Source organism: Stenotrophomonas sp. Steno-C18, from assembly GCF_056393195.1.
Genome location: NZ_JBWJOX010000007.1, coordinates 126,731 through 149,819 on the forward strand (window position 1 = coordinate 126,731; position 23,089 = coordinate 149,819).

A 23,089-nucleotide genomic window follows, 5' to 3' on the forward strand; every position below is an offset into this window, starting at 1 on the left:
ATGCAGATCTGAACCCCACCCCCGCCTGCGGGAGCGGGGGTGGGGTGAGGGTCGCTTTCGCTTTACCAGGTCTTCCGCAGCGGGTGTGCTTCGGTGTTGAACACCACGCCGTCGAAGTCCAGGGTCTTGGCCGGCGCGAACAGCAGGTAGTAGTACTTGAAGGTCTCGGCGAACAGGAAGCTCTCCATCGAGTCGTCCTTCTCCTTGCTGCGCACATCCTTCAGCGCGGCAAAGCCGTGCTCGGTGCGGGTGTGCTTGACGAAGTCGTCGAAGAACTCCTTGCCCATGCCGCGGTAGCGGGTGTCACCGGTGTAGTGGTGCAGGTAGTAGGCCGACTCGACGATCTCCGGACGCAGCGCGTAGCCCGGCGAGCGTACTTCCATCGCCGCGTAGTCCAGCGACTCCGGCTCGATGCCGTGCAGGCGCCACATCTTCAGGTTGGACTCCTGCAGGCGCTTGGCGCGGTCCAGGTCGCCGCCCAGCGCGAGCAGGCCCGGCATGAACGCATCCAGCGCGCCGTAGGTGGTGGAGGTGCGCGCGCCGGTGTTCATGTCGGCGTGGCCGTACCACAGCTCGCCTTCACGCACCTCGTCGGCCAGGTACTGGTTCAGCGGGCCGATGCTCTCGTCCCACATGCGCTTGCAGTCCTCGTCGCCGAACAGCTTCCAGCACTTGAGCAGGTACTCGTAGTACGAGTCGATACCGCCGGCGATGGAGGCGTCGGTGTTGGTCCACTCGCCGGTCTCGACGTTGATGTTCAGGCCGACCAGGCCGATCTTGGAGCGGCGGTTGTGGGTTTCCACCAGCGCGCGCTTGGCCTTGTCGTAGTACTCCTGCTTGCCGGTGAGCTTGGCCAGGGTGCCGAACTCCAGCAGCAGCGTGCCGGTCTCGGCCGGGTTGCTGATGGTGCCGCTGGTCTTGCCGGTGCGCAGGTTGACGTGGGTGTACGGCAGGCCGGTGGGGCTGTCGAACACCGGCGACAGGCGGGTGCCCAGGTCATCGGCGAGCTTGAGCAGGCGCTCGTCGTTGGTCATCTGGTAGGCCGACAGCAGGCCACCCAGCAGGCGGATGGTGACCTCGAAGTTCTGCACGTCGATGTCCTGGTCGAAGGACAGCTGGCTGACGATCAGCTCGCGCGCTTCGTTGGCTTCCTTGTCCATGCCCAGCAGCAGCAGGGTATCCAGGGCATCGACCGGCGACATCAACAGCGGCTGCGGGTACCAGTCGCGCGGCTTGGCGCTGAGCGGCTTCAGGTCATCGTGGCCCTTGGCGTACTGCATGTAACCCTGCCAGGCGTGGCGGGTGGCTTCGCGGACCTGTTCGGCCATGCGTGCCGCTTCGGCCTCGTCGACGGCCGGCACGGTGGCCAGGGTGGGCGTGGCAGCGGCGGCGGCCGGTGCGGCGGGCGTGCTGTCGCTCGGGGCGGGCGACGGGTTGCAGGCGCTCAGCGCCAGCATCAGGGCGGCGACCAGCGGGGCGGTGCGCAGGGCTCGGTTCATCATCGGGTCCTCGGAGTGGGAACGTCTTGCGGTGGTGCAAGGGTGGAGTGCAGCGTGTCGCCCAGCGTCTGCAGACGCAGCGCGGCACGCAGGGTCGACAGGTCGGCGCGGCTGCGCACGACCACGTCGCGGGGGGAAGCGGGCAGCAGGTCGAAGGCGTTGTCCTCAACGCGCGCGTCGACGTTGCCGAAATCAATCCACAGCGCACGCGCCAGTGAGGGGCTGCGCAGGCGCAGCAGGTAATGGTCGCCCTGCGCGACGAGCGCGCTGGCCACCTGCCCGGCCGCCAGCGGCTGGTCCTTGGCGGCGGCGAAATAGACGACCCGCTCGGCGATGACCGTATCGCCCTGCTGCAGCTCGAACACGGCCAGGCTGCGCCGGGGGTCGGCCCCCTGCAGCAGCGCGGCATCGCTCAGGCGCGCGACCTCGGTGGCCGCCTGCGCGGCCAGCGTCACCGCCTGTTGCTGCTGGTGGAGCTGCCTGCCGTCGACATCGAGCACGCGGATCCGTAGCTGCGCCTGCAGCGCGCTGCGGCCGTCATTGAGCAGGCTGACCCGGGTCACGCCCTCGTCACGCAGCGCCGCCACCGCGACATCGGCGAAGAAGCGCCGCGCATGGAAGTGCAGCGCCTTCCAGTGGCCGTAGTAGTCCACGCTCGACCACGACGCACCGGGCCAGACATCGTTGAGCTGCCAGTACAGCGATCCCATCGTGTACGGCCGCGAGGCGCGGTGGTGCAACGCCGCCAGCGCGATGCCCTCGGCCTGCATCACCTGGCTCAGGTAGACGAAGTCGGCGAACGAACGCGGCGTGCCGTACTCCATCTGGATGTAGTGCAGCAGCCGCTCGTTGCCCTTGCCGGCCATGAACTTCTGGTGCGCCTGGATCACCGGGCCGTCGATCTGCTGTTCCTGGCCGGTCGCGAAGGCGTCGATGGTGGATTGTTGCGGCCACGCCTGCAGCCCGTACTCGGACATGAAGCGCGGCGTCTCGCGCAGGTAGGCGGTCACCGGCAATGCCGGGTTGCCCCAGACCTGCCAGTAGTGCTTGTCGCCGCGGGTGGAATCATTGGCCTTGGCATCGAGGTCGTTGCTCGGCGAGCTGGACCAGTACGGCACGCCCAGGCCTTCCTCGGCCACCACGGCGCGCAGGTCGGTACCGAACAGGTCCACGTAGCCCTGCCAGACCTTGGCCGCGAACACCGGGTCGGCGGCGGTCAGGTCCTTGCCGTGGCCCCAGTCCTTCCACGCGGTTTCTTCCTCGTTGTTGCCACACCACAGCACGATGCTGGGGTGGTGGCGCAGCCGGCGCACGTTGTCGCGCGCCTCGGCCACCACGCTGGCGCGGAACGCCGGGTCGTAGCCGGGCTGCATGCCGCCGCCGAACATGAAGTCCTGCCAGACCAGCAGGCCGAGCTCGTCGGCGATGTCGAAGAACGCATCATCCTCGTAGTAGCCACCGCCCCAGTTGCGCAGCATGTTCATGTTGGCATCGCGCGCGGCCTGCAGGTCGCGACGCAGGCGTTCGCGTGTGACCCGCGCCGGGAACGCCTCGAACGGGATCACGTTGGCACCCTTGGCGAACACCGGCACACCGTTGATGACGAAGGCGAAGCCCTGCCCGCCCTGTGCATCGTTCTCACGGCGCAGCTCCACCGTGCGCAACCCGGTGCGCAGGCGCGCCTGCTGTTCATCGCTACGGCCACCCTCGACCCGCGCCTGCACCGTGTAGCGGTCCTGCGCGCCCTGCCCCACCGGCCACCAGCGACGCGGCTGCGCGATGCTCACCGGCAGCTGCAGGCCGTTGTTGCCGGGGCGCAGCATCACCTTCCGCTCGATGCGCTGCACGCGCTTTCCGTCCGGGTCCAGCACATCCACGGCCACGCTGGCGCTGCCGGCGGCGTCGCTTTGCTCGACCTGCAGCAGCACCATCAGCGCGGCATGTGCCTCGTCCAGCGCGTCGGTGCGCACCGCCAGGTCGGTGATGCGGTTGTCATCCCAGCTGGACAGCTGCACCGCGCGCCAGACACCGGCGGTGACGTAGCGCGGGCCCCAGTCCCAGCCGAAGTGGTAGGCCGGCTTGCGCGCGAAGTTGCCGACCATCGCGTCCTTCGGCTCGTCGCCGTAGGGCGAGGGATAGTTGCCGGCAATCTTGTGCGGCATCGCCTGCACCTGCGGCAGCAACGTGCGGATCGGCGAGCGGAACACGATGCGCAGCTCGTTGCCGGTGGCCTTCAGCCGCCCATCGACGCGCGCGCGCCAGGTGCGGTGGGCATTGTCGGCGCGCAGCAGTGGCGCACCGTTGAGGCTGACCTCGGCAAACGTATCCAAGCCGTCGAAGCGCAGTTCGGCATGGCGGCGCTTGAGCGTGGTCGCCTCCACGTCGAAACGGGCGCGGTATTCCCAGTCGCCCAGGCCGATCCACTGCAGGCCGGCCTCGGCCGCGCCGACGTAGGGATCACCAATCGCGCCGGCGGCCTGCAGGTCGGTATGCACGCTGCCCGGCACCTGTGCCGGCCGCCACGCATCCAGCCCCGGATGGGCCTGCAACTGCGCATCGCCCGGCAGCAGCCGGAAGCTCCACTGCGCCTGCAGGGGAGCCGCCGACGCAACGCCCGCCACGGTGCACGACACCACCAGCAGGGCCAGCCCACCGAACCGGATGAAACGATTTTGTATCGATCCAAATTTCGTGCGCACGTACTGCATGCGAGCTCCTTCGTGCTGCCGGTTGCGGGAGGGCCACGCCTGCCGGCGTGTCGTTCATTGCATCCACGGCACCGGGGCGCCGTGGGGATTGCCGGTGATGCCCGGACGCCCGCAGTCACGCAGGCGTCCGCTGTTCAGTGCTGCTCAGTGCGCGCCACGCACCACGTTCAACACTTCGTGGCAGGCACCCATGGTGTGGTAATCGGTCTTGCCGGCCGGGCTCTTCTCGTTGCTGTACTTGTGGTTGTCGGCGTCCAGGATCCGGAACCAGGCACCGTAGGTGTGGTCGACCATGTGTTCCCACGAGTACGCCCACAGCCGCTCGTACCACTGCCAGTAGGCATCGTCGCCGGTGCGCTGGGCCAGCAACGCGGCCGCGGCCAGCGACTCGGCCTGCACCCAGAAGTACTTGTCGTCGTCGCAGACGAAGCTGTCGGTGCCGATCGGCGCACCGTGCATGTCCGGCTGGCGGCGGGCTTCCGGCGCGAAGCCGTAATACAGGCCACCGCGCGTGGCGTCCCAGGAATTGGCCACCGCCACGTCGAACAGGTGGCGTGCGGTCGGTACCAGCCAATCGGCCTGCACGTGGCGGTCCAGGATCATCAGCAGCTTGGCCCACTCGGTCTGGTGGCCGGGCTGGAAGCCCCACGGGCGGAACAGGTGCTTGGGATTGTCCAGGTTGTAATCCCAGTCGATGTTCCACGCGGTGTCGTAGTGCTCCCACACCAGGCCACCGGCCTTGGCTGCCTGGCGGCGGGTCATGTTGTCGGCCAGCTGCAGCGCACGGTCCAGGTAGCGCTGCTCGCCGCTGGCTTCGAACGCGGCCAGCATCGCCTCGCACATGTGCATGTTGGCGTTCTGGCCGCGGTAGCCGGTGAAGTTCCACTGCGCATCGGCCTCGTCGCGGTACAGGCCGTGCGGCGCTTCCCAGAAGTGCCGCTCCAGCAGCTGCCAGGTCTCGTCCATCCATTCCCGGCCCTGCGCGATGCCGGCTTTCAGCGCACAGCTGTAGGCCAGCAGCACGAAGGCCAGGCCGTAGCAGTGGTTCATGTCGTCCTCGACCTTGCCATCGCGCAGGGTCCAGGCGTAGCCGCCGGTGGCCGGGTTGCGGTGCACGTTGCGCAGGTAGTCCACGCCGTGCTTCACCGCGGCCAGGTATTCGGCGTTGCCGAACTCGCGGTAGGCCATCGCATAGTTGAAGACGAAGCGCGTGCTGCTGACCAGGTGGCGGTGGCTGGCGTCATACACCGTGCCGTCGTCCAGGTAGTAGTGGAAGAAGCCGCCGTTCGGGTCGATGCAGTGCGGGTGGTAGAACGCCATCGTCCTGGCGATGTGGGCGCGCAGGAACTCCGGCGAGCGGAACGCGGGCGATGCGGTGGTCATGCGGTTTGCTCCTGTTGCTGCAGCAGGTGGTGCACTTCGGCACGGTCGGGCATCGCGGCGAACGCGCCCTTGCGGGTGACCGCCAGCGCGCCGACGGCGGCACCGAAGCGCAGGGTATCGGTGATGGCCTGCGGGTTGGCGCAGAACGCGGCAAAGCCCTGGCCGGACCCCTCGCGCTCGCTCATCGCCACCAGCACTCCGCCGACGAAGGCATCGCCGGCCGCAGTGGTATCCACGGTCGCCACCTTGAAGCTGGGCACCTGGCCATGGCCGTGCCGGGTATGCCATCGCAGCGGCGCGGCGCCGTCGGTGATGATCACCCAACCGGCACGCGCGGCCAGCAGGCGCGCGATCACCCGGGCTTCGCCATCCTCGCCCAGCGGCGCGGCCAGGTAGTCCAGTTCCTCGCGCGAAAGCTTGACCAGGTCGGCACGCTCCAGCGCCTGCCACAGCCACGGCGTGGGATCGGCATCGGCCGGCCACAGCGCCGGGCGCAAGTTGAGGTCCAGGCTGACCATGGCACCGGCCGCGCGCGCGCGGTCCATGCCGGCGTAGGTGGCCGCGGCAATGGCCGGCTCGGTCAGGCTGTTGGAGCAAACGTGGAAGCAGGCCGTCCCGTCGAAGCAGGCCGGCACGAAATGCGCGTCACGGAACAGCAGGTCCGCCGCCGGCGGACGATAGAAGCTGAAGCTGCGCTCGCCCGCAGCATCCAGCGCCACGAACGCCAGCGCGGTCTTGGCCGCATCGGTACGCACCACGCAGTCGGTCGCCACGCCGGCCTGCGCCAGGCTCTCGGCGAGGAAGTCACCAAACATGTCGCGGCCCAGCATGCCGGCGAAATGGCTGCTGGCACCCAGCCGCGCGGCGGCCACCGCGACGTTGGCCGGCGCGCCACCGGCGTACTGCAGGAACGCGCGCGGGGTATCCGGCGTGGCCGGCGGCTGCGCGAGTAGATCGATCAAAATTTCGCCGAAACAAACAATCTTGCCCATCTGGCCTCAGTCTCCTTGGGCGATGACGGCGGCGGGCGACATGCCCGTCCTGCCATGGGATAGCGGATGGCCGCACTGCGGCACGGAACCTTCGTCACCGGACCACGCGCCGGCAACGGAGGTGTAGGGAAAACTTGGCCCTGCCCCGTCCTGCCGGGGGCCGGAGCGGTTGGCGCACGGGGATGGCATGCGTGGAGTACTCATGGCTGGCTCATGCGGCCCCAGTGGCGGCCGCGCCGCGGCGGGCACCGAACAGGCCATAGAAGATGATGTAGCCGTAGCACAGCAGCGGCAGCACGAACGAATGGTGCAGACCGATGCGATCCGCCAGCTGGCCCTGCAGGTACGGCACGATCGCACCACCGACGATGGCCATGATCAGCAGGCTCGAACCCTTGCTGGTCAGCGGCCCCAGGCCCTCGATGCTGAGCGCGAAGATGGTCGGGAACATGATCGAGTTGAACAGGCCGATGCCGATCAGGCTGTACACCGCCGGCATGCCGGTGCTGCTCATGGTGGTTATCAGCAGCGCGATGTTCACCGTCGCGAAGATCGCCAGCAGCTTGCGCGGTGACAGGTTGACCATCAGCGCCGAGCCGGCGAAGCGTCCCACCATCGCCAGGAACCAGTACGCCATCAGGTACTTCGAGGCCTGTGCCTCGGTGATGCCACCGATCTCCGGCAGCGAGAAATAGTTGACCATCAGGCTGCCAACCGCCACTTCCGCACCCACGTAGAAGAAGATGCCGAGCACGCCCAGCACCAGGTGGCGATGGCGCAGCACGTCGGCCCAGGTGTGCGAGCCCGCGTCGGCCTTCTCGGTGGTCTCGGTGAGCCTGGGCAGGCGGAACAGGAGCACGAACACCGCCAGCAGGAACAGGAAGATGCCCAAGCCCAGATAGGGCCCCTGCACCGCACTGGCCTCGTGGGCGAAGTACGCCGCGCGCTCGGCGTCCGGCAGCACCGCGATCTGGTCGGTGGTCTTGACCGTGTTGGACAGGATCAGCACGCCACCGAAGTACGGCGCCAGCGTGGTGCCCAGCGAGTTCATCGCCTGCGCCAAGGTCAGCCGGCTGGAACTGGTGCGCTCCGGGCCCAGCAGCGCCACATACGGGTTGGCCGCCACCTGCAGCACGGTGATGCCGGTGGCCAGCACGAACAGCGCGGTCAGGAACGCGCCATACACGCGCAATTCCGCCGCCGGCCAGAAACCGATGGCACCGATGCCGGCGATCACCAGCCCGATCACGATGCCCTGCTTGTAGCCCACGTGCGCGACCAGCCGCCCGGCCGGCAGCGACATCAGGAAATACGCCCCGAAGAACGTGAACTGCACCAGCATCGCCTGCGCGAAGTTGAGCTGGAACACGCTCTTCAGGTGCGGGATCAGGATGTCATTGAGGCAGGTCAGGAAGCCCCACATGAAGAAGATCGTGGTGACCACCGCCAGCGCCACCTTGGTGTTGACCACCGGTGCTGCAGCTGTGGATCTCAGCGGGGATGGAGGAAGTGTCGGCATGGGAAGGCGCCTTGCGGTGGATGCGGTGGAAAGGGGGCGGTCAGCGTGGCAACGCCGCGCTGCTCTCACGGACACGCAGCTGCACCGGCGCGACCACGCGCATCGGAGCCGCGTCAGGGTTGTCCAGGCGCTGCAGCAACAGCGACGCCGCCTGCCGGCCACGCTCGCGCGGGTCGGCGGTCAGCGTGGTCAGCGGCGGGACCGCCACCGACGCTTCGGAGATGTCGTCGAAACCGGTCACCGCGAAGTCGGCGCCGGGACGGATGCCACGCGAGGTCAGGCCCAGCATCAGGCCAAGGGCGACGGTGTCGTTGTAGCAGACCGCGGCGCTGGGACGCTGGCCACCCTCGAACAGCTCGCCGGTGCGTGCGGCGGCCTCCAGGCGGTTCGGTGCCGATTCGATCAGCCAGTCCTGGCGCAGATCCAGGCCTGCTTCGGACAGCGCACGCTGGTAACCGATGCGGCGCTGGTGGCACGAGCTCGACGCGGCATGCCCGCCGAAGAAGGCGATGTCGCGATGGCCCTGCTCGATCAGGTGGCGGGTGGCCAGGTAGGCACCGTTCTGGTTGTCCATGGTCAGGAAGTCCCAGTCGGCGCCTTCCAGCTCACGGTTGAACAGCAGCACGTTGGCGTTGACGCCGAGCACCTGGCGCAGCGCCTGGGTGTCGCTGCCTTCGGCCGGCGACAGGATGAAACCGGTCGGGGTGTGTTCCATCAGCGTGGACAGCACCGCCTGCTGCCGGGCCGGCGACTCGGAGGTGCTGCCCAGCAACGTGACATATCCCTTCTCGCCCAGGGCTTCGTCCACGCCGGAAGCGAATTCGGCGAAGAACGGGTTGGACAGGTCGTTGATCACCAGCGCGATCGAGGAGGAGGTGCGGCGGCGCAGGTTGGCCGCGGTGCGGTTGTAAACGTAGCGCTGGCGACGCAACTCCGCCTCCACCTTGGCGCGCGTGTCCACGTTGACCAGCGGGCTGCCACGCAGCACCAGCGACACCGTCGCACGTGACACGCCCACCGCCTGGGCGATGTCGGTCACGGTCACCGCACGTTTTGCTTCCTTGCCGGCACGCTGGCTGGCGGCGGGTTTCTTATCGTTCATGGCTCAGGCTGACGGCTCGATTCGCGGAAATCCTAAAGGATCGGGGCAGCGCGTCGACGCGCCCTGCCCGGACCCACTGGCAACGGCGTCGCAGCAGCTCACTTCATTTCACTGCCCGGCGTGGCGCAATAGGACACCGGCAGATCCGCAATGGCCGTACCCCAGCCCTGCGTCGGAACGTCTTCGCCCAGCTGGAACTCCACCGTCCCACCCTTGCTCAGCCGCTCCCAGTCGAGCCACACCGTGTTGAGCGGCTTGCCCTCGAACTGGACGGCGTGAATGTACTGCAAGCGATTCGCATCGGCACGCTGTGCCCTCAGCTGCAGTCGCTTTCCGTTGCCGAGATTGATTTCAGCGCTGGAAAACCGCGGCGTATGCAGCAGGAACTGTCCCGTACCCGGCACCGCCGGATACAGCCCCAGGGCACTGAACAGATACCAGGCCGACATCGTGCCCAGGTCGTCGTTGCCGGTCACGCCGTTGGGCGCGTTGGTGAACAACTGCTGCGCGGCGCGCACCACGGTGGCCGTCTTCCACGGCTGGCCGATCAGCGTGTACATCCACGGTGCATGCAGGTCCGGTTCGTTGTTGGGGTTGTAGCGGTACTGGTTGTAGTAGCTGTACGGCCCGACCACCCATTCCTTGCGCGCGGCGGTCTGCGGCGACTTGAGCAGTTCGTCATAGGCGAAGAACGCATCCAGCCGGCGACCGGCCTCCTCGCGGCCATGCATCGCCGTCACCAGGCCCGGGATGTCCTGCTGCGCCAGCCACTGGTACTGCCAGGCGGTGCCTTCGTGGAAGCCATGCTGCGAGCGCGGGCTGTAGTGGCCATCGGCCGGTGTGTACCACTGGCCGCCTTCGGCACGCGGACGCGGGAAGCCACTGAAGCCGGCGTCGGCGTCACGCACGTCGGCGTCCCACACCTTGTGCCAGTTGCCGCCGCGGGCGCGCAGCACCTGCGCATCGTCGGCATGGCCCAGGCCATCGGCCATCTGTGCCAGCGCGCAATCGGCCAAGGCGTACTCCAGCGTGGCCGAGCCGCCGTGGTGCGGGTCCACGTCCATGCCCCTGGACGGGAATGCGCGGTCATAGGCGACATACCCGTCGGCAAGATAGGTGGCATTGCCCGAGCGGCCGGCATGGCGCGAGTTGATCGGCGGCATCGAGAACGCATTGCGACGCAGCGCGGCCCAGGCCTCGGCCTCGCGGCCGGTCAATGCACCGAAACGCCACAGGTCGACCAGGAACGGCGTCACCGGGTCACCGGTCATCACGTTGGTCTCGAAGTTGGCGTAGCCCCAGCGCGGCAGCCAACCGCCCTGCGCATCGATGGCCAGCACGCTGCGCGCGATGTCCCGTGCCACGTCCGGGCGGGTCAGCGCCAGCCACTGGTTCTGCGAGCGGTAGGTGTCCCACAGCGAGAAGTACTCGTAGTAGGTCCAGCCATCGGCACGGTGGATCGCATCGTCGTAGCCGCGATAGCGCCCATCGGCGTCACTGCCGGTCATCGGCTGCAACAGCGCGTGGTACAGCGCGGTGTACAGCACCACGCGGTCATCGGCACTGGCGCCCTGGACGCGCACGCTGTCCAGCTGCTCACGCCAACTCTGCTGCGACAGCGCGCGCATGCGGTCAAAGCCGAGCAGACGATCGCCCTGCTTGCCGTCGGCGCGCAGGTTGTTGCGTGCGCCCTCGGCGTCAACGTGCGAGATCGCGCTGGTGGCGGTCACGCTGCGACCGTCGGCCAGGTCGAAGCTCAACCAGGCGCCGTTGGGCTTGAGTTCGCCTTCCATGCTGTGCCGCGCATCGGGCAGGCCGCCGTTCTCGCCCCAGGTGCCATGCGCCTTGAACGGGCGGTCGAACTCGATGCGGAACCACGTCGTGTACTGGTGTCCGCCGCAGAAGCTCTTGGTCACCAGCTTGCCCTCCACCGCGCGGTCGCCGACCACGTCGACGACGCTGCCGATGACCGAATGGCGCTCGTTGGCCTGGCCGACGTTGACCAGCACATGGCCCAGCCCGCTGCCGGCGGTGAACGTATACCGCTCGGCCGCGGCACGGGTACGCGCGGTGGTCTCCACGTCGATGCCGCCGTAGTCGGTCAGGCGCACCTTGTAGTAGCCGGCCTGGCCCACTTCGCCGTCGTGCGCATAGGCCGAGGCGTAGCTCTTGTGGTCGAAGCGCTTGGCATCGCGGGTGTCGAAGTCGCCGCCCGGACCGATGCTGCCGGTCACCGGCAGGACCGAGACCTGCCCGCCCTGTTCCCAGCAGCCGGCGCCGGAGATGAAGGAGTGGCCAAAGCCGCGGATCTTCTCGTCGTCGTAGCGCCAGCCCGAGTAGTGGCTGCCGATCGGGCTGACCTGGATCAGGCCGAACGGGGCCGACGCCCCCGGGAACGTATTGCCGTCGTCCTTGCTGCCGATGAAGGTGTTGACCTCGCGCTCCAGCGCCACCGGCGCGGCCTGCAGCAGCGGGACCACGGACAGGGCCAGCACGCAGGCCAGGCGCGCCAGCGGCCGTGGCCGGATCAGGCGGGAGGAAACAGACGGCAATCGGCTCATGCGATGGATCCTTTGGGTCGATGTCGGTACGGCGTCGTCAGGTTGGCCCGGCCGAAGCCGGGCCTGTGAGGCCGGCCCGTCCGTCGGCAGGACGGGGGAGAGAGTCGGCCTCAACAAGCGGGCAGGCGGCTGCCGATGGAAAAGCCCAGCGGCGGCGATCAGGTGGACAACGGCATCGATCAGCTGCCGATCAGCCCGCCATGGAGGCAGGAAAACCAGCATTTCAATCGGTGCAGGTCCGCCCTCCTGCAAATTTAGATCGATTTAAGTAGAACACGAGATTTTCTGGACTTGCATTCTGCGGCGCACCATTGCGCCTGCGGATCGCCCTACACGTCATCCGGTGCCCGCCCCCTCCCGGACCGGACGCCCGTGACCTGAGCCCCCTGCCCCGACACCGGCCCAAACGGCCAGGCCCCGCTCATATTGCGCAGCAGCATGCGTCGCACCCGGCTGCTGTGGTAAAAATTTGCCGCCAATCGTTTAGATCGATCCAAATAACTCGGTCGCGATTGCCTGATCGTGAAAGGCGCAAAGGACCGAGGCAACGCCACGGGCAACACCTGCAACGTCAAAAAGAAATCGGCTTCAAAAATTAGATCGATTCAAGTTTCCGTATCAGCTACCAGTTCAATCCAGGAGAGGGAGAGAGTGGAATGAAACAGATCACCCGCATGCAGGGCCGCGACGCATTGTCCGCCGCCATTGCCGCTGCATTGTTCGCCGTCGCGATCGCACCGGGCGCGGCGTTCGCACAACAGGCTGCCACGCAGCCCGACGCCACCACACTGGACAGCGTGACCGTCACCGGTTACCGCTACGCCATCGAGAAGAGCCTGGAACAGAAGCGTGATGCCAACGCCGTGGTCGAGGTGATCACCGCCGAGGACGTGGGCAAGTTCCCCGACAAGAACGTCGCCGACGCGCTGCAGCGCGTGCCCGGCGTGATCATCACCCGCAGCGGCGGCGAAGGTAAGAACGTCAGCGTGCGCGGCCTGTCCTCGGAGCTGACACTTACCGAGTTGAACGGCAACTACGTGGCCACCGCCGAATCCAACGGCGACCCCACCCGTTCGTTCAATTACACGCTGCTGCCGTCGAACATGCTGGGCAGCGCCGAGCTGTTCAAGTCGCCGGAAGCCCGCATCGACGAAGGCGGCATCGGCGGCACGGTAATCCTGCACACGCGTCGCCCGCTGGACATGGAAGCCAACACCGGCTTCGTCTCGGTTGAAGGCACCTGGGCAGACACCACCGAGAAGGCCGACGGCCAGCTCTCCGCCTCCTACGCCTGGCATGACAAGGACGACCGCTTCGGCGTGTTCGTCGGTTATACCGACCAGAAGCGCACCACTCGCACCCTGGGCGCCAGCACCGAAGGCTGGTCCTGGTATGGCCGTGACGAAGGCGGCACTGCGGTTGACGTCAACGGCAACCCCTCCGACTTCAACTCCAACTGGTGGGGCGGCACTGGCTTCTACGACCAGAGCGGCAAGTACTACACCGGCTTCATGATGCCCACCTCGGTGAACCTCGACGTCAAGGACGAGAAGCGCGAGCGCAAGGGCGGCCAGATAACGCTCCAGTTCAAGCCGCTGGACAACCTCACCCTGACCGCGAACTACTTCCGCTTCGACCTGTCGCAGGACTCCCAGACCCACACCATCAAGGTGCCGGAATGGAACATCGCCCGCTACTGGGGCGACGGCAACTGGGCCGGCGGACGCCTGCTCGATGGGCTGACCATGGACCCGAGCGGCACCATCGTCACCGGCGCCGACTACAGCCGGCACCCGGGCAAGACCTATTACTGCAGCGAGGACGAGGCCGCGGCCGGCGGCATGGCGCCTGGTGGCTGGGGTTCTGACGACTGCACCGTGCCGACCCCGCAGATCACCGGCAGCTACAACCTCGAAAAGGCACTGTCGCAGACCGCCGATTTCTCCGCCGAATGGCGCGGCGAGTCGGTCGACGTCGCCTTCAAGGGCGGGCGCACCTGGGCCAAGGGCGGCCCGTCGCTGCAGTTCTCGGTGCCGCTGAAGCCACGCAGCCAGAATGCGGACGGCAGCTGGAACCTGGGCAACCTGGCCAGCGCCTGGAGCCTGGCTGGCACGCCGTCGATGGCGTTCTCGCCGGAACTGATGCAGAACCTGAAGAACGGCATCCTGCAGGTTGACCTGGGCTCCACCGGCTCGTCGTGGACCCGCAACACCAACGAGCAGAAGTACGCCCAGATCGACACCACCTGGCACAACGACAGCGGCTTCCTGGAATCGCTGCAGTTCGGCGTCAAGTACCGTGACGGCGGCATCCACCGCAGCACCGGCAACAGCTACTGGGCCTGCCCCGGCACCGATGCCAGCGACTACGAGAACCGCTACTGGAACGGCGGCTGCAACGACCTCGCCCTGCAGTTCTCGCCCGACTTCATCTACGGCATGGGCAACCTGGCAGGCGGCATCAATGCAAGCGCGTTCCCGGCCATCAACTACCCGGCCTACATCTCGTACCTGAACAAGACCTACGGGGGGATGCAGACCCGCAACGAGGACAACTTCGTCTACAACGTGGACGAAAAAATCTACTCCACCTACCTGCAGGCCAACTTCCGCACCGAGCGCCTGCGCGGCAACGTCGGCGTGCGCGTGGTCAGCACCCGCCAGCATGCCGATTCCACCGACAAGGTCACCTCGTACAACGATTACTTCTACGACGATGCCAATGGCAACCCGCTGGCCTGCCAGGCCGGCGACACGGTGCCCGGCGCCGCACCGGCACGTACCTACTGCGGCACCGAGGGCTATTGGCGCCTCTCCGACAGCGAAGCGCGCGCCGAGTCGTTCGCGGTCAGCGGCCTGGACCGCAACTACACCGACGTGCTGCCCAGCTTCAACCTGGCCTATGAACTGACCGAGAACCTGTTGCTGCGTGCAGCAGCCTCCAAGGTGATCGCGCGCCCGAGCTACAGCAACATCGCCGCACCGGGCAGCCTGGAATACTTCAGCCCCGAATACGTCAACGACCGCCGCCTCACCGGTGGTGCCAGTGAGCAGGGCTGGTACGGTTCTGGCAGCAACAAGAATCTGGAAGCCTACAAGGCCACCCAGTACGACATCGGCGTGGAGTGGTACTTCCACCCCGGATCAGTGCTGGGCCTGGGCCTGTTCCGCAAGGACGTCAGCAACTTCTCGGTACCGGTGGTGCAGGACGTCACGCAGAACGTCGGCGGCCAGACCGTCGTCGTGCAGAACTACTCCACCACGGCCGGTGGTCGTGACGCTGTGTCGCAGGGTCTGGAGTTCTACGCCCAGCATACGCTGGATTTCGGCCTGGGCTTCCAGGCGAACTACACCTGGAACGACACGAACGAAGCGGCGATCACCCTGGAAGACGGCACCCAGATCGGCAAGTCGCCGCTGGTCGGCAGCGCCGAGAACCAGGCCAACTTCACCGTGTTCTATGAAGTGGAAAAGCTGCTGCTGCGCGCCTCGTGGAACCGTCGCGGCGAAGTGGTGCAGGGCCTGATCAGTGGCCTGAACCTCTACCAGGAGCCCTACCAGCAGATCGATCTGAACGCCGCGTACAACATCACCCCGGCGCTGAGCCTGAGTGCCTCGGTATTGAACCTGACCAAGGAAGAGACGCGCACCCACCTGGGCAACGACACCAAGGCCCGTTTCTACTCCAACGGTTACGCGGGCCGTGTCGTCTACTTCGGCGTGAACTGGAAGTTCTAAGCCTCACCCCTCCGCGCTGAGCGCGCGGGGCGCTCCTCCACGGCAGTCGCGCTGGTACCGGGCGGCTGCCGTTTCTTTTTCAGGAAGGGAAAGCAGGAAGCGCAGCCAACGCCAGCAAACCGCTTTGGCTTTGGCTTTGGCTTTGGCTTTGGCTTTGGACTTGGCTTTGGACTTGGCTTTGGACTTGGCTTTGGCTTTGGCTTTGGCTTTGGACTTGGACTTGGACTTGGAATTTCCCTTCTCCCGCCGGCGGGGGAAGGTGCCCGAAGGGCGGATGGGGGCGCTGTTGCGGTTGCTCTTCAACCGAAACCCATAGCAGCACCGCGTCTTCTCGGAAAGCAGCGCTGAAAGCTCACCTCACCCCAGCCCCTCTCCCGCAAGAAACGGGAGAGGGGCTCCAGGAAAAGCCCAAGGCCGCGCGCTCAGGTCAACGCCGTCATAACCGCCGCCTGATACGCCGGGCGCGTCTTCAACCGCGCATACCACGCCTCCAGATGCGGTAGATCCGGCCGCTGGATGGGCATCTCGAACCAGGCATAGGCAAACGCGCCCAGCGGGATGTCGCCCATCGCGAACTGCTCGCCGGACAGCCATGGCTGCCGCGCAAGCTCGGCGTCGGCCAGCTTCAACAACTCGCCACAGCGCTGCAACGCGGCCGCGATGCGTACTTCATCGCGATCGGCCGGCGCGGTCCGCACCACGCCCCAGAACAGGTCGCGGAACGCCACCGCGAAGCTGGAGATGGTCCAGTCCATCCACTTCTCGCTCTGCGCGCGCGCGGCGGCATCTTCCGGATACAACGTGCCCAGCGCGTAACGTGCGCTCAGGTAGCGCACGATGGCGTTGGACTCCCACACCGGCAGGCCGTTGTCCTCGATCACCGGTACCAGCCCGTTGGGGTTCATCGCCAGGTAGTCCGGCGACTGGGTGCCACCAAAAGCGCCGCCGACCTCGATCGATTCGTACGGCAGGCCGATCTCCTCGGCACACCACAGCACCTTGCGCACATTGCTTGAATTGCGCCGACCCCAGATCTTCAACATCCGCTTGCTCCGTTGTGTTCGCTTTGCATCATTGAACTGATTGTCACGGCTTCGCCTCGGCCCGCTTCGTACTTGTCTTGCTTGCCTTGCTTACCTTGCTCGCCTTGCGCGGCGCTGCACGCACGGCCGACGACTTGCCGTCTTTCTTCACCTCGAACAACCCGGTCGCCTTCATCAGGTCGCTCAACTTGCGATAACCGTAGTTGCGCGAATCGAACGAGGCGCGGTTGGCAATCTGGTTGCCCACCGCGCTGAGCATCGCCCAACCCTGTTCGTCAGCGGCGGCTTCCACCGCGCCGCGCAGCAGGTTGATCAGGCGCGTGTCGCCGCGCAACTCGCCGCTGGAACGCGGCGTGATCGGGGCCGCTTCCGGGGGCGCTGCATTCGGCGCGCCCTCGCCGGCATTGGCTGCGGCCGGCACTGGCGCGGTCGCCACGGGCTCCGCGCTCGGCTCATGCGGCTCGGAGCGATCGTTGCCCAGGGCTTCCAGGTAGATGAACTTGGAGCAAGCGTTGACGAAGGCCACCGGCGTCTTCTGCTCGCCGAAGCCGTATACCTTCACGCCGTCGGTCAGCAGCCGCATCACCAGCGGCGTGAAGTCCGCATCGCTGGACACGATCGCAAACCCGTCCAGGTTGCGTGCGTACAGCAGGTCCATCGCATCGACCACCATCGCCATGTCCGAGGCGTTCTTGCCCTTGGAATAGGCGAACTGCTGGATCGGCCGGATCGCGAACTCATGCAGCACGTGCTCCCAGCCCTTCAGGCGCGGGTTCTTCCAGTCGCCGTAGGCACGGCGCACGTTGGCCACGCCAAAGGCCGCCACCTCGACCAGGATTTCATCGATCTTCGATGCAGGCGCGTTGTCGGCATCGATCAACAAGGCAATCCGCTTCTCCGGCTCGGACATGACACAGCTCCATGACGAAAGGCTGAGCCGCAGTATCGGCCATCTATGTTGTCCGCACATCACATGACATCATCGACAGCGCCCGTTGCCCCCATCAATGGCCGGCCCGATGCCGGTCTTTCTGGAGAACGTACATGCCACACGACCCAGTCCCCCACCTGGTCATCGTCGGCGGCGGCTTTGCCGGTCTCTGGGCCACCCGTGCCCTGGCCAAGGCCCGTCTGCGCATCACCCTGATCGACCGCCGCAACCATCACCTGTTCCAGCCACTGCTCTACCAGGTCGCCACCGCCGGGCTGTCCTCGCCGGATATCGCCGCTCCGCTGCGCCACATCCTGCGCCGGCAGCGCAATGTCGACGTGCGCCTGGGCGAGGTCACCGCCATCGACAAGCAGCAGCGCGAAGTCGTGCTGGGCGACGGCACCCGCGTCGGTTATGACCTGCTGATGGTCGCCAGCGGTGCCACCCACGCCTATTTCGGCCACGACGAGTGGGCCGGCGACGCGCCGGGCCTGAAGACGCTGGACGATGCCCTGCTGCTGCGGCGCAAGCTGCTGCTGGCCTTCGAGCGTGCCGAGGCCGAGAACGACCCGGAGAAGAAAGCCGCCTGGCTCAGCTTCGCGGTGGTCGGCGCTGGCCCCACGGGCGTGGAACTGGCCGGCACCCTGGCCGAGATCGCCCGGCACACCTTGCGGAACGAGTTCCGCCACATCGACCCCGCATCGGCACGGGTGCGCCTGGTCGAGGCCGGGCCGCGGGTGCTGTCCAGTTTCCCGGAACGCCTGTCGCAGAAGGCGCGCGAGCAGTTGGAACGGCTCGGCGTGGAGGTGCTGACCGGCACCCCGGTCAATGACATCAACGCCTTCGGTTTCCAGCTCGGCGACGTGCACGTGCCCGCGCGCACCGTGGTGTGGGCCGCCGGCGTGGCCGCCTCGCCGCTGGCGCGCACGCTGGACGTGCCACTGGACCGCGCCGGCCGCGTGCAGGTGCAGCCGGACCTGACCGTCCCCGGCCATCCGGAGATCTTCGTCGCCGGTGACCTGGCCGCGCTGCAGCAGGACAACGGCCGCCCGGTGCCCGGCGTGGCGCCGGCCGCCAAGCAGATGGGGGCCTACGTCGCCCAGGTGATCCGTGCACGCCTGGACGGTGCCTCGCCCCCTGCCCCGTTCCGCTACAACGACCAGGGCAACCTGGCCACGATCGGACGCATGGCCGCCATCGTGCACATGGGCAAGCTGCAGCTGTCCGGGGTGCTGGCCTGGTGGTTCTGGCTGGCCGCGCACGTGTTCTTCCTGATCGGCTTCCGCAACCGCCTTGTGGTGCTGCTCAACTGGGGCGTGGCGTACTGGAGCTACCAGCGCAGCGCGCGCATCATCCTGGGCAACCCCTACGACGACCGGAAGCCCGATCCCCGGTAGAGCGGAGCCGTGCCCCGCTGGGCATCACCGCCCCCCGTGCCGGGCACCACCCGGCACGGCCCCGGTTCATTGCCCGGCAGCGAACTGCTCGAACACCTGCTTGCCGGTCATCGTCGGCGTGTCATTGGCCAATGCGTAGAACGGCGGCTTCTCGTCGATGAAGATCTGGCTGACCAGCTCCAGCGGTGCCTGCTGGAACAACCCTGCCGACACGAAGTACTCCCCGTCCGGCACCAGCCGGTAGAACAGGTGGGTGCCGCAGTCGCCGCAGAAGCCGCGCTCGGCCCATTCCGAGGAACGGTAGCGCCGCGGTTCGGCGCCGTTGAACCGCACCTTGTCATCGCAATGCACCGCGAAGAACGGCCCGCCGGACCAGCGCCGGCACATGCTGCAATGACACAGGCCGATCTGCACGTGCGCGTCACCGGCAATCACTTCGATCGCGCCACACAGGCAAGTACCCTTCATCGTCGTCTCCCTCCAGGATGCAAGCGCGGAATCTACACCGTCGCGCCGGGCCACGCTCGGCCGGGAGCTTCACCGGAAGAGCCCGCCGCGCATGGCACGGCACGACCGCCCACGAAAAAGCCCGGGTTTCCCCGGGCTTTTCGGTGCACCTCAACGCCTGATCAGGCGGCGAACAGTGCCTTCATCTTCTTCAGCGCGTTCGCCTCGATCTGGCGGATGCGCTCGGCCGACACGCCGTACTCGTCGGCCAGCTCCTGCAGCGTCACCTTGCTGTCGGCATCCAGCCAGCGGCGGGCGATGATGTCACGCGAACGCTGGTCCAGCTTGGCCAGGCCTTCGCGCAGCAGGCTCAGCTGGTTGTCCTCGCTGTCCTCGCGCTCGTAGGCCTGCGACGGGTCTTCATCGCGTGCGACCAGGTAGGCGGCCGGCGACGGCGGTGCATGGTCGTCGTCCTCGTCGGACGGCGCATCGAAACCGACGTCACGACCGGACAGGCGCGACTCCATCTCCATCACTTCACGCTCGGAGACGTTCAGGTCCTTGGCAACGGCGCTGACTTCGGCCGCGTTCATCCAGCCCAGACGGGTCTTGGACTTGCGCAGGTTGAAGAACAGCTTGCGCTGCGCCTTGGTCGTGGCGACCTTGACGATGCGCCAGTTCTTCAGGATGAACTCGTGCATCTCGGCACGGATCCAATGCACGGCGAAGGACACCAGGCGCACGCCCATTTCCGGGTCGAAGCGCTTGACCGCCTTCATCAGGCCGATGTTGCCTTCCTGGATCAGGTCGCCCAGCTGCAGGCCGTAGCCGTTGTAGCCACGGGCCACGTGCACGACGAAGCGCAGGTGCGAATGCACCAGCTCGCGCGCGGCATCCAGGTCCTGCTCGTCGCGGAAACGACGCGCCAGTTCCTGTTCCTCATCGACCGACAGCACCGGGATCTGGTGCACGGCACCGATGTAGGCATCCAGCGAGCCGAGCGCACTGGGAATCGGGAGATTGTTTGCCACAAGGGCAGTGGAGGTATGCAGGCTCATAGTGTCCCAATCTTAGCAGTCAGAACTATTGGACTGACCGGTACAGAAAAAGTTCCAGCATTCTGTTTTTGGCACGACACCCGGCCTTCAGCCTGAATAGGTGCCACAAACAGCTGCTTTCCCCATCCCCCACACCCTACCAGAGCAGGCATCTCAGTCAAATGACAGGGAGCACGCTGATTCAGCCGCCAGCGAGCGCGGCGTCGAGCACCGCCCGCGATGGCAGCCCCCAGTCGACCGGGGCCTGCCCGCGGCGCTGCAGGTAGTCGTTGGCCTGGGAGAAATGGCGGCAGCCCAAGAAGCCGCGGTGGGCCGACAGCGGGGAGGGATGCGGGGCCTTGAGCACGCGGTGGCGGCGGGTATCGATCACCTTGCCCTTCTGCTGGGCGTAACTGCCCCACAGCAGGAACACCAGGCCCTCGCGCTCGCGGTTGAGCACGTCCACCACATGATCGGTGAAGCCTTCCCAGCCCCGCCCCTGGTGGGCCCCGGCCTTGCCCTCCTCCACCGTCAGCACGGCGTTGAGCAGCAGCACGCCCTGCTTCGCCCACGGGACCAGGCAGCCATGGTCCGGGCGCGGGATGCCCAGGTCTGCCTCGATCTCCTTGTAGATGTTCAGCAGTGACGGCGGCACCGGTACGCCCGGCGGCACCGAGAAGCTCAGCCCATGCGCCTGGCCATGGCCGTGGTACGGGTCCTGGCCAAGGATGACCACCTTGGCCTGCTCGAACGGGGTGGCGTCGAAGGCGGCGAAGATCTGCGGGCCCGGCGGGAACACGTGCGCGCCGGCCGCCTTGCGCTGGCGCAGGAAGGCCGACAGCTCGCGCATCTCCGGACGCAGCAGCCAGTCGCCGATCTGTGCCTTCCAGCTCGGCTCGAGCTGGATCTGCGCCGCCTGCTCCGGGTTCACAGCGTCACCGCCGGCTGGGCCATGCGCGCCAGCCGGAGCTGGAACAGCACCTTGGTCACCAGCAGGCGTTCTTCGATGGGTTTCTGCACCAGGTCGTTGGCCCCGGACTGCAGCAGCGCCGACTGGTTGTGCGGGTTGCCGTCGCCGGTCATCACCAGCACCGGCAGGCGGCGCTTGCCGTAGCCGAAATCGATGCGGATCCGCTCGACCACGTCACGCCCGCTCAACTCGCCCTTCAGGGTCACGTCGGTCAGCACCAGGTCGATCTCGCGCTGGGTACGGCCCAGCGATTCGGCGGTCAGCAGCGAGAACGCGTCCTCGGCGGTGAGCACGTGCACCACGTGCAGGTCGTGCCGCTCCAGCATGCGCTTGGTCGCCTCGGCCACCACGCGGCTGTCCTCCACGTACAGCACGGTCGCATCCGGCACCGGCTCGGGTTGCACGTAGCCACGGATGAAGGCCGCCAACGCCTCGTGGCCCAGCGACTTGTCGAAATAGTCGGTGACATATTCGGTGAAACGGCGCTGCTCCAGGTGCTGCTGGGCGTCACCGGACACCACGATCACCGGCACGTAGGCCTGCCCGGCGGCGTCGCGTACGCTGCGCGCCAGGGTCAGTCCGTCGCCATCGGGCAGGGCCAGCGAGGTGGTGACCAGATGCACCGGGCCAGCCGCCAGCGCGGCGCGGGCCTCGGCGATGCTGGCGCACCCCACCACCTCCACGTCGGGCAGCTCGCGCGTGAGCACATCGCTGATCAGGCGCCGCACCAGTTTTGAGCCATCGACCACCATCACCCGGGGGGCGTCGCTGATCAGATGCTTGAGTTCGTGCTTCGCCATGCCTGCCTCAGGTTTCAGTCGGGCGAGTCTGCCTGAGGAAGTGGCCGGTCACCAGCCATGCCCCGAGCCAGCCCAGGATCGTGGTCGCCACCAGCACCATCAGCGAGTGGACCAGGTCCAGCCCGTGCAGCACGAAGGGACTGCCATAGCTCTGCGACAGCGTCGCCAGCGGCGGGCGCAGCGCCAGACCGCAGATGCCGATCAACCCCAGCGCCACCGCGCCGGCCCCCAGGCCATACCACGCCCCCAGGTAGACGAACGGACGGCGGATGAAGCCGTCACTGGCACCGAGCAGCTGCAGGACACCGATTTCCTCGCGCCGGGCCTGGATGTCTAGCCGGACGGTGTTGCCCACCACCAGCGCCGCGCCCACGCCCAACAGCACCGACAACACCTGCACCAGCCGTGCGCCGAACGCCAGCCAGCCGTCCAGCCGTTGCCGCCACAGCGCATCGTGCTGGACCAGGTCGGTTTCCGGCAGGGCTTCCAGCGACTTGGCCAACGCGGCGTCATCGCCCGTGGCCGGGGTGACGATCAACAGCGTCGGCAGCGGGTTGTCGCCCAGCGCATCGATCGCCTCGCCCAGCCCGGCACTCTGCCGCAGCTCGGCCAGGCCTTCTTCCGGGGTGCGCACGGCCACCTCGGCCACGTCGGCACGGGCGCGCAGCGCGGCCACCACCGTCTGCGCGGCGGCCGCGTCCAGCTCGGGTTTCAGGAACAGGTTGATGTCACGCGACTGCTGCACGCTGCCGGCGAAATGCTTGAGGTTGTCCAGCGCGATGGACAGGCCCAGCGGCAATGCCAGCGCCAGCGCCATCACCGCCACGGTCAGGATAGTGGCCCACGGCTTGCGCAGCGCGCGGCCAAGGCTGAACACCACGCTGTGCAGGTGGTGGCGGAACCAGGTGAGCACGCGCGACGGCGCGGCGGCTTCGGTGTTTGCGGGTTTGCTCATCGTCTTGC

The 23,089-nt window shown here is 67.1% G+C and carries 17 protein-coding genes; 2 read left to right on the forward strand and 15 right to left on the reverse strand.

Going from position 1 to position 23,089, the window contains the following annotated elements; genetic code table 11:
* Positions 1-62 precede the first annotated feature (62 nt).
* From AC06FE_RS15060 to AC06FE_RS15090, 7 genes are all read right to left on the reverse strand, one after another.
* The gene (locus AC06FE_RS15060; RefSeq protein WP_478073501.1) at positions 63-1,499 is read right to left on the reverse strand and encodes a glycoside hydrolase family 47 protein; all 1,437 of its coding nucleotides are present in this window, start codon (positions 1,497-1,499) and stop codon (positions 63-65) included.
* Positions 1,499-4,207 (reverse strand): beta-mannosidase, encoded by a 2,709-nt coding sequence (locus AC06FE_RS15065; RefSeq protein WP_478073502.1) that lies wholly within the window; start codon positions 4,205-4,207, stop codon positions 1,499-1,501. Before AC06FE_RS15065 ends, AC06FE_RS15060 begins: the two co-directional genes overlap by 1 nt.
* A 144-nt stretch (positions 4,208-4,351) precedes the next feature.
* Positions 4,352-5,590, reverse strand: a complete 1,239-nt coding sequence (locus AC06FE_RS15070) for an AGE family epimerase/isomerase (RefSeq protein ID WP_478073503.1) — start codon at positions 5,588-5,590, stop codon at positions 4,352-4,354.
* A complete protein-coding gene (locus AC06FE_RS15075) occupies positions 5,587-6,582 on the reverse strand; it encodes a carbohydrate kinase family protein (RefSeq protein WP_192287850.1) in 996 nt (331 codons plus the stop codon). Before AC06FE_RS15075 ends, AC06FE_RS15070 begins: the two co-directional genes overlap by 4 nt.
* Positions 6,583-6,793: 211 nt before the next feature.
* Complete coding sequence (gene fucP / locus AC06FE_RS15080) at positions 6,794-8,101, reverse strand: L-fucose:H+ symporter permease (protein ID WP_478073504.1); 1,308 nt, start codon at positions 8,099-8,101, stop codon at positions 6,794-6,796.
* Between the two features lie 40 nt (positions 8,102-8,141).
* Positions 8,142-9,203 carry a LacI family DNA-binding transcriptional regulator gene (locus AC06FE_RS15085; RefSeq protein WP_132865885.1) on the reverse strand — a complete coding sequence of 354 codons (1,062 nt, stop codon included), beginning with the start codon at positions 9,201-9,203 and terminating at the stop codon, positions 8,142-8,144.
* A gap of 98 nt (positions 9,204-9,301) precedes the next feature.
* Positions 9,302-11,764 carry a GH92 family glycosyl hydrolase gene (locus AC06FE_RS15090; RefSeq protein ID WP_478073505.1) on the reverse strand — a complete coding sequence of 821 codons (2,463 nt, stop codon included), beginning with the start codon at positions 11,762-11,764 and terminating at the stop codon, positions 9,302-9,304.
* 656 nt (positions 11,765-12,420) lie between these two features.
* Between AC06FE_RS15090 and AC06FE_RS15095 the strand changes: the two genes are divergently transcribed.
* The gene (locus tag AC06FE_RS15095) at positions 12,421-15,501 is read left to right on the forward strand and encodes a TonB-dependent receptor (RefSeq protein WP_446539810.1); all 3,081 of its coding nucleotides are present in this window, start codon (positions 12,421-12,423) and stop codon (positions 15,499-15,501) included.
* A 3-nt stretch (positions 15,502-15,504) separates the two neighbouring features.
* On the opposite strand, the gene AC06FE_RS15100 is transcribed toward AC06FE_RS15095, so the two are convergent.
* From AC06FE_RS15100 to AC06FE_RS15110, 3 genes are all read right to left on the reverse strand, one after another.
* On the reverse strand, positions 15,505-15,804 hold the full coding sequence (locus tag AC06FE_RS15100; RefSeq protein ID WP_478073506.1) for a hypothetical protein: 300 nt from the start codon (positions 15,802-15,804) through the stop codon (positions 15,505-15,507).
* Positions 15,805-15,923: 119 nt separating this feature from the next.
* A complete protein-coding gene (locus AC06FE_RS15105) occupies positions 15,924-16,544 on the reverse strand; it encodes a glutathione S-transferase family protein (RefSeq protein WP_192287854.1) in 621 nt (206 codons plus the stop codon).
* 43 nt (positions 16,545-16,587) lie between these two features.
* A complete protein-coding gene (locus AC06FE_RS15110) occupies positions 16,588-17,454 on the reverse strand; it encodes an NYN domain-containing protein (RefSeq protein ID WP_478073507.1) in 867 nt (288 codons plus the stop codon).
* 134 nt (positions 17,455-17,588) lie between these two features.
* Here AC06FE_RS15110 and AC06FE_RS15115 point away from each other — a divergent pair, with 134 nt between their 5' ends.
* Positions 17,589-18,872, forward strand: coding sequence for an NAD(P)/FAD-dependent oxidoreductase (locus AC06FE_RS15115; protein WP_313252504.1), 1,284 nt, complete (start codon positions 17,589-17,591; stop codon positions 18,870-18,872).
* Between the two features lie 66 nt (positions 18,873-18,938).
* On the opposite strand, the gene AC06FE_RS15120 is transcribed toward AC06FE_RS15115, so the two are convergent.
* The 5 genes from AC06FE_RS15120 to ftsX form a co-directional block, all read right to left on the reverse strand.
* Positions 18,939-19,340: a GFA family protein gene (locus AC06FE_RS15120; RefSeq protein ID WP_478073508.1), complete on the reverse strand. Its 402-nt coding sequence runs from the start codon at positions 19,338-19,340 to the stop codon at positions 18,939-18,941.
* Between the two features lie 161 nt (positions 19,341-19,501).
* A complete protein-coding gene (gene rpoH, locus AC06FE_RS15125; protein WP_192287858.1) occupies positions 19,502-20,377 on the reverse strand; it encodes an RNA polymerase sigma factor RpoH in 876 nt (291 codons plus the stop codon).
* 181 nt (positions 20,378-20,558) lie between these two features.
* Entirely contained in the window at positions 20,559-21,287 is a 729-nt protein-coding gene (gene ung / locus AC06FE_RS15130; protein WP_478073509.1) for a uracil-DNA glycosylase, read from the reverse strand.
* Positions 21,284-22,126 (reverse strand): response regulator, encoded by an 843-nt coding sequence (locus AC06FE_RS15135; RefSeq protein WP_165931219.1) that lies wholly within the window; start codon positions 22,124-22,126, stop codon positions 21,284-21,286. The genes ung and AC06FE_RS15135 overlap by 4 nt, the downstream gene beginning before the upstream one ends.
* Positions 22,127-22,133: 7 nt before the next feature.
* Positions 22,134-23,081: a permease-like cell division protein FtsX gene (gene ftsX, locus AC06FE_RS15140; RefSeq protein ID WP_478073510.1), complete on the reverse strand. Its 948-nt coding sequence runs from the start codon at positions 23,079-23,081 to the stop codon at positions 22,134-22,136.
* Positions 23,082-23,089: the final 8 nt, after the last annotated feature.

Excerpts from the sequence above, each read along its gene's own strand:
- AC06FE_RS15060 (WP_478073501.1), bottom strand. The coding sequence starts at position 1,499 with ATGAACCGAGCCCTGCGCACCGCCCCGCTGGTCGCCGCCCTGATGCTG.
- AC06FE_RS15065 (WP_478073502.1), bottom strand. The coding sequence starts at position 4,207 with ATGCAGTACGTGCGCACGAAATTTGGATCGATACAAAATCGTTTCATC.
- AC06FE_RS15070 (WP_478073503.1), bottom strand. The coding sequence starts at position 5,590 with ATGACCACCGCATCGCCCGCGTTCCGCTCGCCGGAGTTCCTGCGCGCC.
- AC06FE_RS15075 (WP_192287850.1), bottom strand. The coding sequence starts at position 6,582 with ATGGGCAAGATTGTTTGTTTCGGCGAAATTTTGATCGATCTACTCGCG.
- fucP (WP_478073504.1), bottom strand. The coding sequence starts at position 8,101 with ATGCCGACACTTCCTCCATCCCCGCTGAGATCCACAGCTGCAGCACCG.
- AC06FE_RS15085 (WP_132865885.1), bottom strand. The coding sequence starts at position 9,203 with ATGAACGATAAGAAACCCGCCGCCAGCCAGCGTGCCGGCAAGGAAGCA.
- AC06FE_RS15090 (WP_478073505.1), bottom strand. The coding sequence starts at position 11,764 with ATGAGCCGATTGCCGTCTGTTTCCTCCCGCCTGATCCGGCCACGGCCG.
- AC06FE_RS15095 (WP_446539810.1), top strand. The coding sequence starts at position 12,421 with ATGAAACAGATCACCCGCATGCAGGGCCGCGACGCATTGTCCGCCGCC.
- AC06FE_RS15105 (WP_192287854.1), bottom strand. The coding sequence starts at position 16,544 with ATGTTGAAGATCTGGGGTCGGCGCAATTCAAGCAATGTGCGCAAGGTG.
- AC06FE_RS15110 (WP_478073507.1), bottom strand. The coding sequence starts at position 17,454 with ATGTCCGAGCCGGAGAAGCGGATTGCCTTGTTGATCGATGCCGACAAC.
- AC06FE_RS15115 (WP_313252504.1), top strand. The coding sequence starts at position 17,589 with ATGCCACACGACCCAGTCCCCCACCTGGTCATCGTCGGCGGCGGCTTT.
- AC06FE_RS15120 (WP_478073508.1), bottom strand. The coding sequence starts at position 19,340 with ATGAAGGGTACTTGCCTGTGTGGCGCGATCGAAGTGATTGCCGGTGAC.
- rpoH (WP_192287858.1), bottom strand. The coding sequence starts at position 20,377 with ATGAGCCTGCATACCTCCACTGCCCTTGTGGCAAACAATCTCCCGATT.
- AC06FE_RS15135 (WP_165931219.1), bottom strand. The coding sequence starts at position 22,126 with ATGGCGAAGCACGAACTCAAGCATCTGATCAGCGACGCCCCCCGGGTG.
- ftsX (WP_478073510.1), bottom strand. The coding sequence starts at position 23,081 with ATGAGCAAACCCGCAAACACCGAAGCCGCCGCGCCGTCGCGCGTGCTC.